Source organism: Cupriavidus nantongensis (assembly GCF_041726985.1).
In the GTDB taxonomy this organism is placed as follows: domain Bacteria; phylum Pseudomonadota; class Gammaproteobacteria; order Burkholderiales; family Burkholderiaceae; genus Cupriavidus; species Cupriavidus nantongensis_A.
Window position 1 is genome coordinate 2,438,361 of sequence record NZ_CP168303.1, and the last position, 16,177, is coordinate 2,454,537.

Below are 16,177 nucleotides of genomic sequence, written 5' to 3' on the forward strand. Positions count from 1 at the left end.
AAGCGTCAGTGCGCTTCTTCCCAGTTGGCGCCGCTGCCGACTTCGGCCACCAGCGGCACGCGCAGCTCGGCCACCGTGCACATCAGTTCGGGCAGGCGCGCCTTGACCAGCTCCAGCTCGTGCTCGGGCACTTCCAGCACCAGTTCATCGTGCACCTGCATGATCTGGCGGGTCTGCAGGCCGTCGCGTTCCAGCCAGTCCTGCACCGCGATCATCGACAGCTTGATCAGGTCGGCCGCGGTGCCCTGCATCGGCGCGTTGATGGCGGCGCGCTCGGCGGCCTGGCGGCGCGGACCGCTGCCCCCGTTGATATCGGGCAGCCACAGCCGGCGGCCGAACACGGTCTCGACATAGCCCTGCTCGCGCGCGGTCTGGCGCGTCTCTTCCATGTAGTGGGCCACGCCCGGATAGCGCATGAAGTAGCGGTCGATGTAGTGCCTGGCGGCCTCGCGCTCGATGCCCAGGTTGCTGGCCAGTCCGAACGCGCTCATGCCGTAGATCAGGCCGAAGTTGATCACCTTGGCGTAGCGGCGCTGCTCGCTGCTGACGGCGTCGCGCTCGACACCGAAGATCTCGGCGGCGGTGGCGCGGTGGATGTCCTCGCCGTTGGCAAAAGCGCGCAGCAGGTTCTCGTCGCCCGAGATATGGGCCATGATGCGCAGCTCGATCTGCGAATAGTCGGCCGACACGATCACGCTGCCCGGCTCGGCGATAAAGGCCTCGCGGATGCGGCGGCCTTCCTCGGTGCGCACCGGGATGTTCTGCAGGTTAGGCTCGGTCGACGCCAGCCGCCCGGTCACCGCGGTGGCCTGACCGTAGCTGGTGTGCACGCGTCCGGTCTGCGGGTTGACCATCTTCGGCAGCTTGTCGGTGTAGGTGGACTTGAGCTTGGACAGGCCGCGGTAATCCAGCAGCAGCTTGGGCAGCGGGTAGTCCTCGGCCAGCTTCTGCAGCACCTCTTCGTCGGTCGACGGCGCGCCGCTGGCGGTCTTCTTCACCACCGGCAGCTTCATCTGGTTGAACAGGATCTCGCCGATCTGCTTGGGCGAACCGAGGTTGAACGGCTGGCCCGCGGCCTCGTAGGCCGACTGCTCCAGCGCCAGCATGCGCTGGCCCAGCTCGGCGCTCTGCGCGGCCAGGCGTTCGGCATCGATCAGCACGCCGTTGCGCTCGACCTTCTGCAGCACCACCGAGACCGGCATCTCGATCTCTTCATAGACCCGGCGCAGCCCGGCCGCGGCCTCGACCTGCGGGAACATCCTGCGGTGCAAGCGCAGCGTGACGTCGGCATCCTCGGCGGCGTACTCGGTGGCGCGCGCGAGGTCGATCTGGTCGAAGCCGATCTGGCTCGCGCCCTTGCCGCACACCTCTTCATAGGTGATGGTCTTCAGGCTCAGCAGGCGCTCGGCCAGGCTGTCCATGCCGTGGTTGCGGTGCGAGGCCAGCACGTAGCTCTGCAGCATGGTGTCGTGTGCAATGCCGCGCAGCTTGATGCCGTGGTTGGCGAACACGTGGACATCGTACTTCAGGTTCTGGCCGAGCTTGGGGCGGCTGGCATCTTCCAGCCAGGCACGCATGCGTTCCAGCACGACCTCGCGCGCAAGCTGGCCGTGCTCGGGCAGGCCGGCCACGTCGGGGCCGCGGTGCGCCACCGGGATATAGCAGGCCTCGCCCGGCGCCGCCGACAGCGAGATGCCGACCAGCTGCGCCTGCATCGGATCCAGCGAGGTAGTCTCGGTATCGATCGCCACCAGCGGCGCGGACTCGATGCGCCGCAGCCAGTCTTCCAGCATGCCCGCGGTGGTGACGGTCTCGTAGCGGATCTCGGTGGGCGCCGCGTCCTCGGCCGGCGCCGCGCCGGCGTCCGTCGACGGTGCCGGCGCATCGAACAGGCCGCCCTGCGCGGGCGCGCTGGCCGCGGCGCGGGCGCGGGCCTGGGCGCGCGCATCGGGCAGGCTTTCGCCGGTGGCCTCGCGCAGCCAGGTCTTGAAGCCATAGCGCTGGAAGAACGCCACCAGCTGTTCCTTGTCCTCGCCGGTCTCGCGCAGCGCGTGGAAATCGGCGACGGACTTGCTCAGGTCGCAGTCGGTCTTGACCGTCACCAGGCGGCGCGCCATCGGCAGCCATTCCAGCGTGTTGCGCAGGTTCTCTCCGACCACGCCCTTGATGCCGGGCGCGGCCGCGATCACGCCGTCGAGCGAGCCATGCTCGGCCAGCCATTTGACCGCGGTCTTGGGGCCGACCTTGGGCACGCCCGGCACGTTGTCGACGGCATCGCCGATCAGCGACAGATAGTCGATGATGCGCTCCGGCGGCACGCCGAACTTGGCCACCACGCCGGCAGGATCGAGCACCTCACCGCTCATGGTATTGACCAGCGTGACCTGCTCGTTGACCAGCTGCGCCAGATCCTTGTCGCCGGTGGACACCACCGTGCGCACGCCCTGCTCCATGGCCTGGCGCGACAATGTGCCGATCACGTCGTCGGCCTCGACGCCGTCGACCACCACGATCGGCCAGCCCAGCGCGCGCACGGCCTCGTGGATCGGCTCGATCTGGCGCGCGAGGTCCTCGGGCATCGACGGGCGGTGTTCCTTGTACGCCGGATACATGTCGTCGCGGAAGGTCTTGCCCTTGGCGTCGAACACGCAGGCGCTATACTCTGCCGGGTAGTCGTTGCGCAACTTGCGCAGCATGTTGATCATGCCGTAGATTGCCCCTGTGGGCAGACCCTCCCCATTCCTCAGGTCCGGCAAAGCGTGATAAGCGCGATACAGATAGCTCGATCCATCGACGAGCAAGAGTGTTTTTGGACTATCCGACATTCCCATGGACTCAAAATTGACTGGTGCCGCTGCAGGCGGTGCCTCGACCGCCCCCCTTGCTGACCCGGATGTTGCTGATATCTCCGGCGATACCGTACAACCCCCGCCGGAGGCTGCCTCCGAGCACGCCGCGGCCATTGCCGCTGCGGCCGATGCCGCTGCCGCGGGCAACCCGCCTGAAGTTGCTGCTGAAAAGGCTGCTGAGGCGGCGGCGCGCGCCAATCCGCGCAAGATGATCCCCAGCCTGCGTGCGCTGGCCGACGAAGACCGCGCTACCGCAAAGAAGGCGCGCGCCTCGTGGCAAATGTTCACGATTATGGCAGAGTTCATCGAGGCCACCGAGTACCTGTCCGAGATCCGCCCGGCGGTGTCGATCTACGGCAGCGCGCGCCTGCGCGAGGACTCCCCGTACTACCAGCGCACCATCGAGATCGCGCGGCTGTTCTCCGACGCCGGCTTTGCCGTGATCTCCGGCGGCGGCCCCGGCATCATGGAAGCGGCCAACAAGGGCGCGCACGCGGGCAAGTCCGCCAGCGTCGGCCTGAACATCGAACTGCCGCACGAGCAGCAGGGCAATCCGTACCAGGACATTGCCATGCGCTTCCGCCACTTCTTCACGCGCAAGGTCACCTTCGTCAAGAATTCGGACGCCTTTATCGTGATGCCGGGCGGCTTCGGCACGCTCGACGAGCTGGCCGAGGTGCTGACGCTGGTGCAGACCGGCAAGTCGCGCTCGGTGCCGGTGATCATGTTCGGCAGCCGCTTCTGGAAGGGCCTGCTGGACTGGTTCCGCTTCACGCTGCTGCCGATGGGCCTGATCGCCGAGCACGACCTGGACCTGATGAAGATCGTCGACGAGCCGCACGAAGTGCTGGAAGCGGTCTACGACTACTACGAGCAGCGCGGCGGCGACAAGCCGATCCCGCCGAAGGAAGAGATGTTCTACTTGTAAGGCCACGGTCTGGTCGCGGAGTCACGGGCCCGCCGGGGTGCCGCGGCCACGCATGCGCCACCCAGGCCCGTGGCGCAGGTGCCCCCCGGGGCACGGCGGCGGCCTGTGCGGGACAGGAATTGCTAGAATGGAACCTGTCCGTCTGCCAAGCCCGGCGCCGCCGGGTTGCAGTCCAACCGCCGCATGCCGCGGCGCTGCGTGCCGCTTGCGCCGCAGCCCGCACAGGAGCACCTGATGACCTCCCCTTCTCCCGTCCGCCCGGTCCGGTCCACGCGCGCCCCCGCCGTGGCCGGCGAGCCTGAATCGCCTGCCAGGCGGCCCGTGTCCGGCCTGGCCGCGGCAGTGGCCGCCGCACTGGCGCTGGCGTCCGGCTGGGCCGTCGCGCAGGAAAGCAATGCGCTGACCCAGCAGGAACTGAACCAGATCAACAACCAGCCGATCGCCCCGGCCGCCAGGTCGCAGCTGAACCAGCCGCGCGAGCCGAGCTTCCAGCTGAACGAACGCGATGGCACCCAGGTGCGGGAATACCGCGACAAGGGACGCGCCACCGACATCCAGGTCAGGTCGGGCTTCGGCACCAGGTACGAGATGAGCAAGCCAGAAGACAGCTCGCCCAAGATCCGCGAGCATGACGTCAATCGCGTGCCTTCGGTCAACCTGAAGTTCTGAACCCGCTTGCCCACGGCCTGGCCTGAACGCCAGGCCGCGCCGGCCCTCCGGCAGTCATGCCGCGGCGGCGGCCCGGACTTTGTCCGGAACTGGCGCCCGCCGCTTTCCGATTCGCATCACACAACGAGTATGGCCGTATTTACCACGGTCTCGCAGGACGAGATCGCACGCTGGCTGCTGGATTTCGACCTTGGCGAAGTGCGCGAGCTGCGCGGCATCGCCTCGGGCATCGAGAACAGCAATTTCTTCCTCACCATGGAGCACGAGGGCCAGACGCGCCAGTACGTGCTGACCATCTTCGAGCGGCTGTCGTTCGCGCAGCTGCCCTATTACCTGCACCTGATGGCGCATCTGGCCGAGCGCGGCATCCGCGTGCCCGCGCCGATCCCGGCGCGCGACGGCGAGATCCTGCGCCCGCTCAAGGGCAAGCCCGCCACCATCGTCACGCGCCTGCCCGGCGCGTCGCAGCTTGCGCCCGACGCGCAGCACTGCGCCGAAGTCGGCGACATGCTGGCGCGCATGCACCTGGCCGGCGCCGATTACCCGCGCCGCCAGCCCAACCTGCGCAGCTTGCCGTGGTGGCAGCAGACCGAGCGCGAGATCCTGCCCTTCCTCGATGCCGGCCAGCGCACGCTGCTGCAACGGGAAATCGCTCACCAGGCGGCGTTCTTCGCCAGCGCGGCGTACGCCAGCCTGGGCGAAGGCCCGTGCCACTGCGACCTGTTCCGCGACAATGCGCTGTTCGAGGAAGACGCCAGCGGCCGCCACCGGCTGGGCGGCTTCTTCGACTTCTACTTCGCCGGCAACGACAAGTGGCTGTTCGATGTGGCGGTCACCGTCAACGACTGGTGCATCGACCTGGCCACCGGCGAACTCGACCCCGCGCGCGCGCAGGCGCTGCTGCGGGCTTATCATGCGGTCAGGCCGCTGACCGAGACCGAGGCCGCGCACTGGCAGGACATGCTGCGCGCGGGCGCGCTGCGCTTCTGGGTGTCGCGACTGTGGGACTTCTACCTGCCGCGCGAGGCCGATATGCTGCAGCCGCACGATCCCACCCATTTCGAACGCATCCTGCGCCGGCGCCTGGACGCACAACCCGCGAACCCCGAGAGCGCCCCGCTCCCCTGGATCTGACCCGTATGCAACTACTGGAAGTCCCTGCCAAGGAAGGCTACACCTGGTTCCGCCAGGGCATCTGGCTGTTCCGCAAGAACCCGCTGACCTTCCTGATGCTGCTGTTCGTCTACCTGATCGCCGCGCAGCTGGCCATCGTGGTGCCGCTGGTCGGCATCATCGCGCTGCTGGTGGTCACGCCAGGCCTGTCGGTCGGCGTGATGACCGCCTGCCGCGACGTGATCCAGAACAAGCGGGTGCTGCCCACCGTGCTGCTGGCGGGCTTCCGCGCCAACGGCAAGGAAGCCACGCGCAACCTGCTGGTGCTTGGCGGCATCTATGCCGGGCTGGTGTTCATTCTTGGGCTGATCGCCGGCGCGGTGGTCGACATGAGCGCGCTGGTGCCGATCGTGCTGAAGGAAGAGGCGCCGACCGCCGAGGCGGTGCGCCAGTTGTACTACGCCATGCTGATCGGCGCGCTGCTGTACACGCCGATTGCAATGATGTTCTGGTTCGCGCCGCTGCTGGCGGCGTGGCACGGCGTGCCGCCGGTCAAGGCGCTGTTCTTCAGCTGGACCGCATGCTGGCGCAACCGCGGCGCGTTCTTCACCTACGCGGTGCTGTTCGCGATGCTGCTGGTGGCGATCCCGTTCTTCCTGGAGGCGGTGTTCAGCGCCTTCGGCGCCGAGACAGTGCTGTCCTTCCTGGTCACGCCGTATTCGCTGCTGATGCTGGCGATCTTGTACTGCTCGTTCTATGCGACGTACCGCGGCTGCTTCAACGTGACCCCGCCGGGGGTCGAGCCGGCAGCGCCGGCTACGCCGGGCGTCTGACCACAGGAGTTCGCCACCCTATTGTTTGCTCCCTCTCCCGCAAGCGGGAGAGGGAGCAAACCAGCGGCACGCGAGACCGCGCTCGCTACCTCAATCAATCGCGTCCAGCTTCGCCACCGACAGCGCCAGCCACTTGGCGCCATGGCGCTTGAAGTTGATATTGGCGCGCGCATCGGCGCCCTCGCCTTCCAGCGCGGTGATCACGCCTTCGCCGAACTTGTTGTGGAAGACTGACTGGCCGACGCGGAAGCCGGTGCCGGCCTCGCGCCTGGCGTCGGCATAGCCGTTGCCGTTGTCCATGCCGCCGGTGGGTTTGGTGCCGGTATAGGGCACGTCCTCCGGCTTGCGGAACCAGTCGCGGCCCCAGGCATTGTCGCGTTCCTGGCGGCGCACGCCGCCGTAGCTCTGCGCCGGCGGGATCAGCCACTTGAGCGAGGTCTCGGGCAGTTCCTCGAAGAAGCGCGAGCGCACGTGGTAGCGGGTCTGGCCGTGCAGCATGCGGCTTTGCGCGAACGACATGTAGAGCCGCTTGCGCGCGCGCGTGATCGCCACGTACATCAGCCGGCGCTCTTCCTCCAGGCCATCGGGGTCCATCATGCTGTTCTCGTGCGGGAACAGCCCTTCCTCCAGCCCGCTGATGAAGACCACGTCGAACTCCAGCCCCTTGGCCGCGTGCACGGTCATCATCTGCACCGCGTCCTGGCCGGCCTGGGCCTGGTTGTCGCCGGCCTCGAGCGAGGCGTGGGTCAGGAACGCGACCAGCGGCGTCATCACCACCGGCAGCGCCTCGGGATCGAGCAGCTGCTGGGACTGGTCGCCGTCGGCCAGCGCCGGGGTGGCGGGGCCGCGGTCGGCGGGGATCACCGCGGCCAGCGCTTCCAGGCCGTAGCCCTCCTCGACCACGAACGCCTGCGCCGCGGTCACCAGTTCCTGCAAGTTCTCGATGCGGTCCTGGCCCTCTTTCTCGCCCTGGTAATGCGTGATCAGGCCGCTGTGGTTGATGACGTATTCGACGGTCTCGGCCAGCGTCAGGCGGCGCGTGTCCGCGCGCATCTGGTCGATCAGCCGCGTAAACGCGGCCAGCTTGCTGCCGGCCGCGCCGGGCACGTAGGCCACTGCCTCGGCCAGCGCGCAGTCATACTGGCGCGCCATGTCCTGCAGCACTTCGAGCGAACGCGCGCCAATGCCGCGCGCCGGGAAGTTGACCACGCGGCCGAAGGCGGCGTCGTTGCGCGGGTTCTCCAGCAGTTGCAGGTAGGCCAGCGCGTGCTTGATTTCGGCACGCTCGAAGAAGCGCAGGCCGCCGTAGACGCGGTACGGGATGCCGGCCGAGAACAACGCATGCTCGATCACGCGCGACTGCGCGTTGCTGCGGTACAGGATCGCGATTTCGGCGCGGCTGGCGCCCTGCGCGATCTGGTCGCGGATTTCCTCGATGATCCAGGCGGCTTCCTGGCCGTCGGAGCCGCCCTGGAACACGCGCACCGGCTCGCCGTGGCCGGCGTCGGTGCGCAGGTTCTTGCCGAGGCGGCGCGCGTTGTGCGAGATCAGGTGGTTGGCCGAATCGAGGATATGCCCGTGCGAGCGGTAGTTCTGCTCCAGCTTGATCATCCGGCGCACGCGGAACTCGTGCTCGAAGTCGCGCATGTTGCCGACATTGGCGCCGCGGAAGGCGTAGATGCTCTGGTCGTCGTCGCCTACCGCGAAGACCGCGGCGGGGTTCTGCGTGCCGTAGCCGGCCAGCAGCTTGAGCCACTGGTACTGCAGCACGTTGGTGTCCTGGAACTCGTCGACCAGCACATGGCGGAAGCGGTGCTGGTAGTGCTGGCGAATGGCGTCGTTGTAGCGCAGCAGCTCGTAGCAGCGCAGCAGCAGCTCGGCGAAGTCGACCACGCCCTCGCGCTGGCACTGCATGTCATAGGCGGCGTAGAGGTCGACGAAGCGCTTGTTGAAATCGTCGTTGGCCTCGACGTCGGCCGGGCGCAGGCCCTGCTCCTTGGCGTTGTTGATGAAGTACTGCAGGTTCTTGGCCGGGTACTTCTCGTCGTCGACGTTGAGCGACTTGAGCAGCCGCTTCAGCGCCGACAGCTGGTCCTGGCTGTCGAGGATGGCAAAGGTCTGCGGCAGCCCGGCGTCGCGGAAATGCGCGCGCAGCATGCGGTTGCACAGGCCGTGGAAGGTGCCGATCCACATGCCGCGGGTATTGATCGGCAGCATCGACTGCAGCCGTGTCTGCATCTCCTTGGCGGCCTTGTTGGTGAAGGTTACCGCCAGGATGCCCGCGGGCGAGACATGGCCGTTCTGGATCAGCCACGCGATGCGCGTGGTCAGCACGCGGGTCTTGCCGCTGCCCGCGCCCGCCAGGATCAGCGCCGGTTCGTCGGGCAGGGTGACGGCGGCTAGTTGTTCGGCGTTCAGGTTGGCGAGCAGGTCGGACATCGGAGGGGCCTAGTGGAATCGCCGCAATTATACCGGGGGGCCCTGTTCCACAAGTCACATCCGGCTCGCCGCCGAAGCGTGCCCGTTAGCGCGCGGGCGGGCGGCCGCCGCCACGAAATAGGCACCGGCGGCCCGCCCCCGTATAATTTGACGTTTCACTGGCGCCAGGCCGGCCGACGCAGGCCGCCAGCGACCGCCAGGCGCAGGGCACCGCACCTGCCACGCACCCAGACGCCAACCTCGACATCCCAGCATGACCGCCCAAGACCAATCGCTTGCCAAGAGCTTCGAACCCGCCGCCATCGAGGCGAAATGGGGCCCCGAGTGGGAGAAGCGCGGCATCGCCAAGCCGACCTTCGATCCCGCCCGCCCGGACTTCGCGATTCAGCTGCCGCCGCCTAATGTGACCGGCACGCTGCACATGGGCCATGCCTTCAACCAGACCATCATGGATGGCCTGGCACGCCATGCGCGCATGCTGGGCGCCAACACGCTGTGGGTGCCGGGCACCGACCACGCCGGCATCGCCACCCAGATCGTGGTGGAGCGCCAGCTCGAGGGCCAGGGCGTGTCGCGCCATGACCTCGGCCGCGAGAAGTTCACCGAGAAAGTGTGGGCCTGGAAGGAAGAATCGGGCTCGACCATCACCCGCCAGGTGCGGCGCATGGGCGCGTCGATCGACTGGAGCCGCGAGTACTTCACCATGTCGCCCGAGATGTCGAAGGCGGTCACCGAGGTGTTCGTGCGGCTGTACGAGCAGGGCCTGATCTACCGCGGCAAGCGCCTGGTCAACTGGGACCCGGTGCTGGGCACCGCGGTGTCGGACCTGGAAGTCGACAGCGTCGAGGAAGAAGGCTCGCTGTGGCATATCCGCTATCCGCTGGTCGAGGCTGACGCCAAGGGCGGCCTGACCCACCTGACCGTGGCCACCACGCGTCCCGAGACCATGCTGGGCGACGTCGCGGTGATGGTGCATCCGGAAGACGAGCGCTACGCGCACCTGATCGGCAAGTCGGTGCACCTGCCGCTGACCGGGCGCCAGATCCCGGTGATCGCCGACGAATACGTCGACCGCGAGTTCGGCACCGGCGTGGTCAAGGTGACGCCGGGCCACGACTTCAACGACTATGCGGTGGGCCTGCGCCACAACCTGCCGCAGTTGTCGATCCTGACGCTCGACGCGAAGATCGTTGCCGACGCCCCTGCCGCCTATGCCGGCCTGGACCGGTTCGACGCGCGCAAGGCCATCGTCGACGATCTCGACAAGCAGGGCCTGCTGGAAGACGTCAAGAAGCACAAGCTGATGACCCCGCGCAGCGAGCGCACCGGCAGCGCGATCGAGCCGATGCTGACCGACCAGTGGTTCGTCGCCATGAGCAAGCCGGCGCCGGAAGGCACCTTCTACCCGGGCCGTTCGATCGCCGAGGTTGCGCTCGAGGCCGTGCAGAGCGGCGAGATCAAGCTGGTGCCGGAGAACTGGATCAGCACCTACAACCAGTGGCTGGGCAATATCCAGGACTGGTGCATCTCCCGCCAGCTGTGGTGGGGCCACCAGATTCCCGCATGGTATGACGATGCCGGCAACTGCTTCGTCGGCCGCACCGAAGAGGAAGCGCTTGCCAAGGCGAAGGCCGCCGGCAGCACCGGCGCGCTGCGCCGCGAGGAAGACGTGCTCGACACCTGGTTCTCGTCGGCGCTGGTGCCTTTCTCCTCGCTGGGCTGGCCCGAGGAAACGCCTGAACTGAAGCACTTCCTGCCGTCGTCGGTGCTGGTCACCGGCTACGACATCATCTTCTTCTGGGTGGCGCGCATGGTCATGATGACCAAGCACTTCACCGGCAAGGTGCCCTTCCACACCGTCTACGTGCACGGCCTGGTGCGCGATTCGGAAGGCAAGAAGATGAGCAAGTCCGAGGGCAACACGCTCGACCCGGTCGACCTGATCGACGGCATCGACCTCGACACGCTGCTGAAGAAGCGCACCACCGGCCTGCGCCGTCCCAAGGACGCGCCCAAGATCGAGAAGAAGACGAAGAAGGAATTCCCCGACGGCATTCCGGCCTTCGGCGCCGACGCGCTGCGCTTCACCTTTGCCTCGCTGGCCACGCTCGGGCGCAACATCAACTTCGATACCGGCCGCTGCGAGGGCTACCGCAACTTCTGCAACAAGCTGTGGAACGCCACCCGCTTCGTGCTGATGAACACCGAGGGCCATGACTGCGGCATGGGCCCGTGCAACAACGATTGCGGCCCTGACGGCTACCTCGATTTCTCGCAGGCGGACCGCTGGATCGTGTCGCTGCTGCAGCGCGTGGAGGCCGACGTCGAAAAGGGCTTTGCCGAATACCGCTTCGACAATATCGCCAACGCCATCTACAAGTTCGTCTGGGACGAGTACTGCGACTGGTACCTGGAACTGGCCAAGGTGCAGATCCAGAACGGCACCGAGGCCCAGCAGCGCGCCACCCGCCGCACCCTGCTGCGCGTGCTCGAGACCGTGCTGCGCCTGGCGCACCCCATCATCCCGTTCATCACCGAGGAACTGTGGCAGAAGGTCGCGCCGCTTGCCGGCCGCACCAGCGGCGATGGTGCGGAAACCATCGCATTGCAGCCATATCCGCTGCCCGCGGTCGCCAAGATCGACGAAAATGCCGAACAGTGGGTCGCGCGCCTGAAGGAGGTGATCGACGCCTGCCGGAACCTGCGCGGCGAAATGAACATCTCGCCGGCACAGCGCATCCCGCTGTATGCGCAGGGCGACAGCGCCTTCCTGAAGGCGGCGAGCGCACATATCCAGGCGCTGGCGAAACTTTCGGAGGTGCGCGTCTTCGAAGATGAGGCCACCCTGCAAGCGGAGGGCGCCGGTGCGCCGGTCGCCATTGCCGGGGGCAACCACCTGCTGCTGAAGATCGAGATCGATGTCGCCGCCGAGCGCGCGCGCCTGTCGAAGGAAGTCGAACGCATCGGTGGCGAAATCGGCAAGTGCCGCGCCAAGCTGTCGAACGAGAGCTTTGTCGCCAAGGCACCGCCCGCGGTGGTGGCGCAAGAGACGCAGCGCCTGTCCGATTTCGAGCAGACGCTGGCCAAGCTGCAGGGCCAGCTGCAGCGGCTGCCGGCCTGACCCCAGGGTCAGTCAGGCGGCCTGCATCACGCCCCTGCCGGCCGGGGGTTCTGTGCGGCATCGTCGGACAGAACCGGACAGACGGCGCCCACGCTGGCTGGCAGGGTTATGGACTGGAATCTGAGAGGTACACCTGATATGGAAAATCGCGTCACCAAGGCTGTGTTCCCGGTTGCGGGCCTGGGCACCCGCTTCCTGCCAGCCACCAAGGCCAGCCCCAAGGAAATGCTTCCGGTGGTGGACAAGCCGCTGATCCAGTATGCCGTGGAAGAAGCCATGGCCGCCGGCATTACCGAGATGATCTTTGTGACCGGCCGCTCCAAGCGCGCCATCGAGGACCATTTCGACAAGGCCTTCGAACTGGAAGTGGAGCTCGAGGCCAAGAACAAGCAGGCGCTGCTGGACGTGGTGCGTTCGATCAAGCCGGCCAACGTCGAGTGCTACTACGTGCGCCAGCCCGAGGCGCTGGGCCTGGGCCATGCGGTGCTGTGCGCGGCCAAGCTGGTGGGCGATACCCCGTTCGCGGTGATGCTGGCCGATGACCTGATCGACGGCAACCCGCCGGTGATGAAGCAGATGGTGGATGCCTTCAACCACTACAACTGCTCGGTGCTGGGCGTCGAGGAAATCACGCCCGAGCAGAGCCGCTCCTACGGCGTGATCGATGGCCGCGAATGGGACGACGACGTGATCAAGGTCTCGGGCATCGTCGAGAAGCCGGCGCCGGAAGACGCGCCGTCCAACCTCGGCGTAGTCGGGCGCTACATCCTGACGCCGCGCATCTTCGACCACCTGCGCGAGCTCAAGCCCGGTGCCGGCGGCGAGCTGCAGCTGACCGACGCGATCCAGTCGCTGCTCGGCCAGGAACAGGTGCTGGCGTACCGCTACCAGGGCCGCCGCTATGACTGCGGCAGCAAGCTCGGCTACCTGAAGGCGACCGTCGAGTTCGCGCTGAAGCACCCCGAAGTGGGCACCGATTTCAGCGCCTACCTGGAATCGCGCGAACACCTGAACGGCCTGGGCCGCTGAGTTCGCCGTCCCTCGCACGAAGAAAAAGCCGCTTTCGAGCGGCTTTTTCTTTACCGTCGTTCCCGCGCAGGCGGGAACCCAGTGGCTTTCAAAGACGCTGGATTCCCGCCTGCGCGGGAATGACAAGAAGAGTAATCGGATCGCTACGCAAACTCAGCGCCGGCGCATGTAGAACACGAACACCTTGTCGACTTCCGAATGCGACAGCAGCTCGTTGCCGGTCTGCTTGGCAAAGGCCTGGAAATCTCGCGTGGCGCCGGGATCGGTGGCCAGCACCTTGAGCACGTCACCGCTGGCCATGTCGGCCAGGGCCTTCTTGGTGCGCAGGATCGGCAGCGGGCAGTTCAGGCCGCGCGCGTCCACTTCTTTCTGGAACTCCATTCGTCTCTTCCTCTGATGCTTGGGGGCTGGAGGCCGGCTGAAAAACCGGCCTTACCAGCGGTATTGTAGCGAAGCCCCGAGCTGGCTGAAGTCATGGGGGCGGCGCGGATCCGGAATGTCGGCCCCGGTCTGTCGGTCGAAGAAGCGCACCGCGTAGCCGCGCGCGGCAAGCCAGTCGGCGACCGCGAAGCCGGTTCCGGCCGACCACACGCGCACGTCCTCGGGCGCCACCAGCTTGTATTCGGCCAGCTCCTCGGACAATTCGACGGTGCCGGTCGCCTTGACGTGATAGGCGATGATCAGCTCGTTCTTGCGCATGAACTCGTAGACACCGATCAGCGCGACCGACTCGGTATCGAGGTTGGTCTCCTCCTTCAGCTCGCGCGCCACGCCCAGCTCGGGCGGCTCGTCGCGCTCCAGGAAGCCGGTCACCAGCGCAAACATCTTCTCCGGCCACGCGGCGTTGCGCGCCAGCAGCAGCTTGTCCTGGTACTCCACCACCGCCGCCAGCACCGGCAGCGGATTGTTCCAGTGCACGAAGCCGCAGTCCTGCTGCACGCAGGCGTGGCGTTCGCGCCCGGACAGCGGCAGCACCTCGAGCGGCGCGCCGCACTGCGGGCAGAATCGGTAGGTCATGGGGGCTCCTGTATCTCGTCGTTATCTGTATGAGGATGGCGGGATGCGGCCCCGCTACGCGCCGCAGGCAACGCGCATGTCCGCGGCCAGCGCCTCCACGGTCTGCGGCTGCAGGTCCCACGAACACATGAAACGGCAGCCGCCCGCACCGATAAAGGTATAGAAGCGCCAGCCCTTTGCGCGCAGCGCCTCGATCGCCGGCAGCGGCAGCTCGGCGAAGACCGCATTGGATTGGGTCGGGAACATGATGCGCACGCCCGGGATCTCGCGGATGCGCTGCTGCAGCAGTTGCGCCATCGCATTGGCATGGCGCGCGTTGGCAAGCCACACGTCGTTCTCGAGCAAACCCAGCCACGGCGCCGAGATAAAGCGCATCTTCGACGCCAGCTGTCCGGCCTGCTTGACGCGGTAGGCAAAGTCCTCGGCCAGGCGACGGTCGAAGAACACCACCGCCTCGCCCACCGGCAGCCCGTTCTTGGTGCCGCCGAAGCACAGCACGTCGACGCCCGCGCGCCAGGTGATCTCGGAAGGATGCACGCCCAGCGACGCCACCGCGTTGGCAAAGCGCGCGCCGTCCATATGCACGCGCAGCTGCCGGCGCTTGGCGATGGCGGCGATGGCGCGCACCTCTTCGACGCTGTAGACGGTGCCGACTTCGGTCGACTGCGTCAGCGACACCACCTTGGGCTTGGGGTAATGGATGTCGGCGCGGCGCGTGACCAGCGCCTCGACCGCATCGGGCGTGAGCTTGCCGTGCTCGCCCGGCGCGGTCAGCAGCTTGGAACCGTTGGAGAAGAATTCCGGCCCGCCGCATTCGTCCGTCTCGATATGCGCCAGTTCGTGGCAGATCACCGAGTGGTACGACTGGCACAGCGCCGACAGCGCCAGCGAGTTGGCCGCGGTGCCGTTGAACACGAAGAACACTTCGCAATCGGTCTGGAACAGGTCGCGGATGCGGTCGCAGACCTTCTGCGTCCAGCTGTCGTCGCCATAGGCCTGCTCATGGCCGCTGCCGTTGGCTTCCAGGAAATACTTGAGCGATTCCGGGCAGAAGCCGGCGTAGTTGTCGGAGGCGAAGTGCTGCATGGTGTTCAGTGTGGAGCGGCCCGGCGCCTTACTTCTTGTCGGCCCACAGCTCGCCGCCGGTGGCCCAGTTCTCGCGCTTGATGTCGGTGATGATGATGTCGACCGCCGACGGCGAGCAGCCCAGCGTTTCGCAGCTGACGCGGGTCACTTCCTCGACAAACTTGCGCTTCTGCTCGATGGTGCGGCCTTCAAACATTTCGACGTGGAAAGTCGGCATACATTGCTCCTGTGCTTGATTGATTGTTGTGGTCCGGGCGGAAAAATTCTTCCCCTCAGTCCCGGTAGGAAGGATCGATTCTATCCAGTTTGCGCAGCAGCGCGGGCCATTCCAGCACGCCCTCGACCGCGCCGTCGTCATGGAGCTGCGCTGAGGTCTTGTCCGCCACGGCGGCATCGGGCTGCACCAGCGCGCCGCCGGCCTGCGCCGCGATCTGGACTTCGCAGGCCTTGATCAGCGTCGCCATCAGCACATAGGCCTCGGCCACGGTGCGGCCCACCGTCAGCGTGCCGTGGTTGCGCAACAGCATGGCCGGATGCGTGCCCAGCGATGCGGTCAGCCGCGCCCCCTCGGCCGGGGTGAAGGCCAGGCCCTCGTAGTCGTGGTAGGCGATGCGGCCATGGAAACGCATGGCATGCTGCGACAGCGGCAGCAGCCCCGCCGCCTGCGCCGACACCGCGATGCCCGCGGTGTTATGCAGGTGCATCACGCACATCGCGTCGGCACGCGCGGCATGCACCGCGGCGTGCAGCGCGAAGCCGGTCACGTTGACCGGATGCACGGTGTCGCCGACGACCTCGCCCCGCCCGTTGATCTTGACCAGGTCGCCGGCGCGGATCTCGTCGAAGGCAAAGCCGAACGGGTTGATCAGGAAGTGATCCGGCTCGCCCGGCACCGTGGCCGAGATATGGGTGTAGATCAGGTCATCCCAGCCCTCGCGCGCGGCCAGGCGATAGGCCGCGGCCAGGTCGACGCGCACGCGCTGCTCCTCGGCTGAGACGGGATGGGAAGCGCCCGCGGCGCGCGCGGGCTGCAAGGCAAAAGACATGGGGTCGCTCCTGCGCCGCCCGGTCTGGCGTGCCGGGTACGGCCCGG

General features: G+C 67.0%; 13 protein-coding genes. 6 read left to right on the forward strand and 7 right to left on the reverse strand.

Annotated features, from left to right (window positions below; genetic code table 11):
* Positions 1–5 precede the first annotated feature (5 nt).
* Positions 6–2,825, reverse strand: coding sequence for a DNA polymerase I (polA, locus tag ACEI37_RS22490; RefSeq protein WP_373378217.1), 2,820 nt, complete (start codon positions 2,823–2,825; stop codon positions 6–8).
* A 4-nt stretch (positions 2,826–2,829) separates the two neighbouring features.
* Between polA and ACEI37_RS22495 the strand changes: the two genes are divergently transcribed.
* The 4 genes from ACEI37_RS22495 (at position 2,830) to ACEI37_RS22510 (ending at position 6,392) form a co-directional block, all read left to right on the forward strand.
* Complete coding sequence (locus tag ACEI37_RS22495) at positions 2,830–3,777, forward strand: TIGR00730 family Rossman fold protein (protein ID WP_373378218.1); 948 nt, start codon at positions 2,830–2,832, stop codon at positions 3,775–3,777.
* Positions 3,778–4,011: 234 nt separating this feature from the next.
* Positions 4,012–4,446 (forward strand): hypothetical protein, encoded by a 435-nt coding sequence (locus tag ACEI37_RS22500; RefSeq protein ID WP_373378219.1) that lies wholly within the window; start codon positions 4,012–4,014, stop codon positions 4,444–4,446.
* 129 nt (positions 4,447–4,575) lie between these two features.
* On the forward strand, positions 4,576–5,580 hold the full coding sequence (locus tag ACEI37_RS22505) for a homoserine kinase (RefSeq protein WP_373378220.1): 1,005 nt from the start codon (positions 4,576–4,578) through the stop codon (positions 5,578–5,580).
* Positions 5,581–5,585: 5 nt separating this feature from the next.
* Entirely contained in the window at positions 5,586–6,392 is an 807-nt protein-coding gene (locus ACEI37_RS22510) for a BPSS1780 family membrane protein (RefSeq protein WP_373378222.1), read from the forward strand.
* 90 nt (positions 6,393–6,482) lie between these two features.
* Here the strand turns inward: ACEI37_RS22510 and ACEI37_RS22515 are convergent, their stop codons facing one another.
* Positions 6,483–8,831 (reverse strand): UvrD-helicase domain-containing protein, encoded by a 2,349-nt coding sequence (locus ACEI37_RS22515; protein WP_373378223.1) that lies wholly within the window; start codon positions 8,829–8,831, stop codon positions 6,483–6,485.
* 253 nt (positions 8,832–9,084) lie between these two features.
* Between ACEI37_RS22515 and ACEI37_RS22520 the strand changes: the two genes are divergently transcribed.
* Positions 9,085–11,952 (forward strand): valine--tRNA ligase, encoded by a 2,868-nt coding sequence (locus ACEI37_RS22520; protein ID WP_373378224.1) that lies wholly within the window; start codon positions 9,085–9,087, stop codon positions 11,950–11,952.
* 138 nt (positions 11,953–12,090) lie between these two features.
* Positions 12,091–12,981, forward strand: a complete 891-nt coding sequence (gene galU, locus ACEI37_RS22525; protein WP_025585208.1) for a UTP--glucose-1-phosphate uridylyltransferase GalU — start codon at positions 12,091–12,093, stop codon at positions 12,979–12,981.
* Positions 12,982–13,134: 153 nt separating this feature from the next.
* Here the strand turns inward: galU and ACEI37_RS22530 are convergent, their stop codons facing one another.
* From ACEI37_RS22530 to ACEI37_RS22550, 5 genes are read right to left on the reverse strand one after another with little or no spacing between them, the layout of a single operon-like run.
* Complete coding sequence (locus ACEI37_RS22530) at positions 13,135–13,362, reverse strand: sulfurtransferase TusA family protein (protein ID WP_010813669.1); 228 nt, start codon at positions 13,360–13,362, stop codon at positions 13,135–13,137.
* A 51-nt stretch (positions 13,363–13,413) separates the two neighbouring features.
* Positions 13,414–13,998 (reverse strand): NUDIX domain-containing protein, encoded by a 585-nt coding sequence (locus ACEI37_RS22535; protein WP_373378225.1) that lies wholly within the window; start codon positions 13,996–13,998, stop codon positions 13,414–13,416.
* Positions 13,999–14,052: 54 nt separating this feature from the next.
* Positions 14,053–15,084 carry a low specificity L-threonine aldolase gene (locus ACEI37_RS22540; RefSeq protein ID WP_373378226.1) on the reverse strand — a complete coding sequence of 344 codons (1,032 nt, stop codon included), beginning with the start codon at positions 15,082–15,084 and terminating at the stop codon, positions 14,053–14,055.
* A gap of 28 nt (positions 15,085–15,112) precedes the next feature.
* Complete coding sequence (locus ACEI37_RS22545; protein WP_012353493.1) at positions 15,113–15,301, reverse strand: 4-oxalocrotonate tautomerase; 189 nt, start codon at positions 15,299–15,301, stop codon at positions 15,113–15,115.
* Between the two features lie 55 nt (positions 15,302–15,356).
* Positions 15,357–16,130, reverse strand: a complete 774-nt coding sequence (locus tag ACEI37_RS22550; RefSeq protein WP_373378227.1) for a class II aldolase/adducin family protein — start codon at positions 16,128–16,130, stop codon at positions 15,357–15,359.
* Between the last annotated feature and the right edge of the window lie 47 nt (positions 16,131–16,177).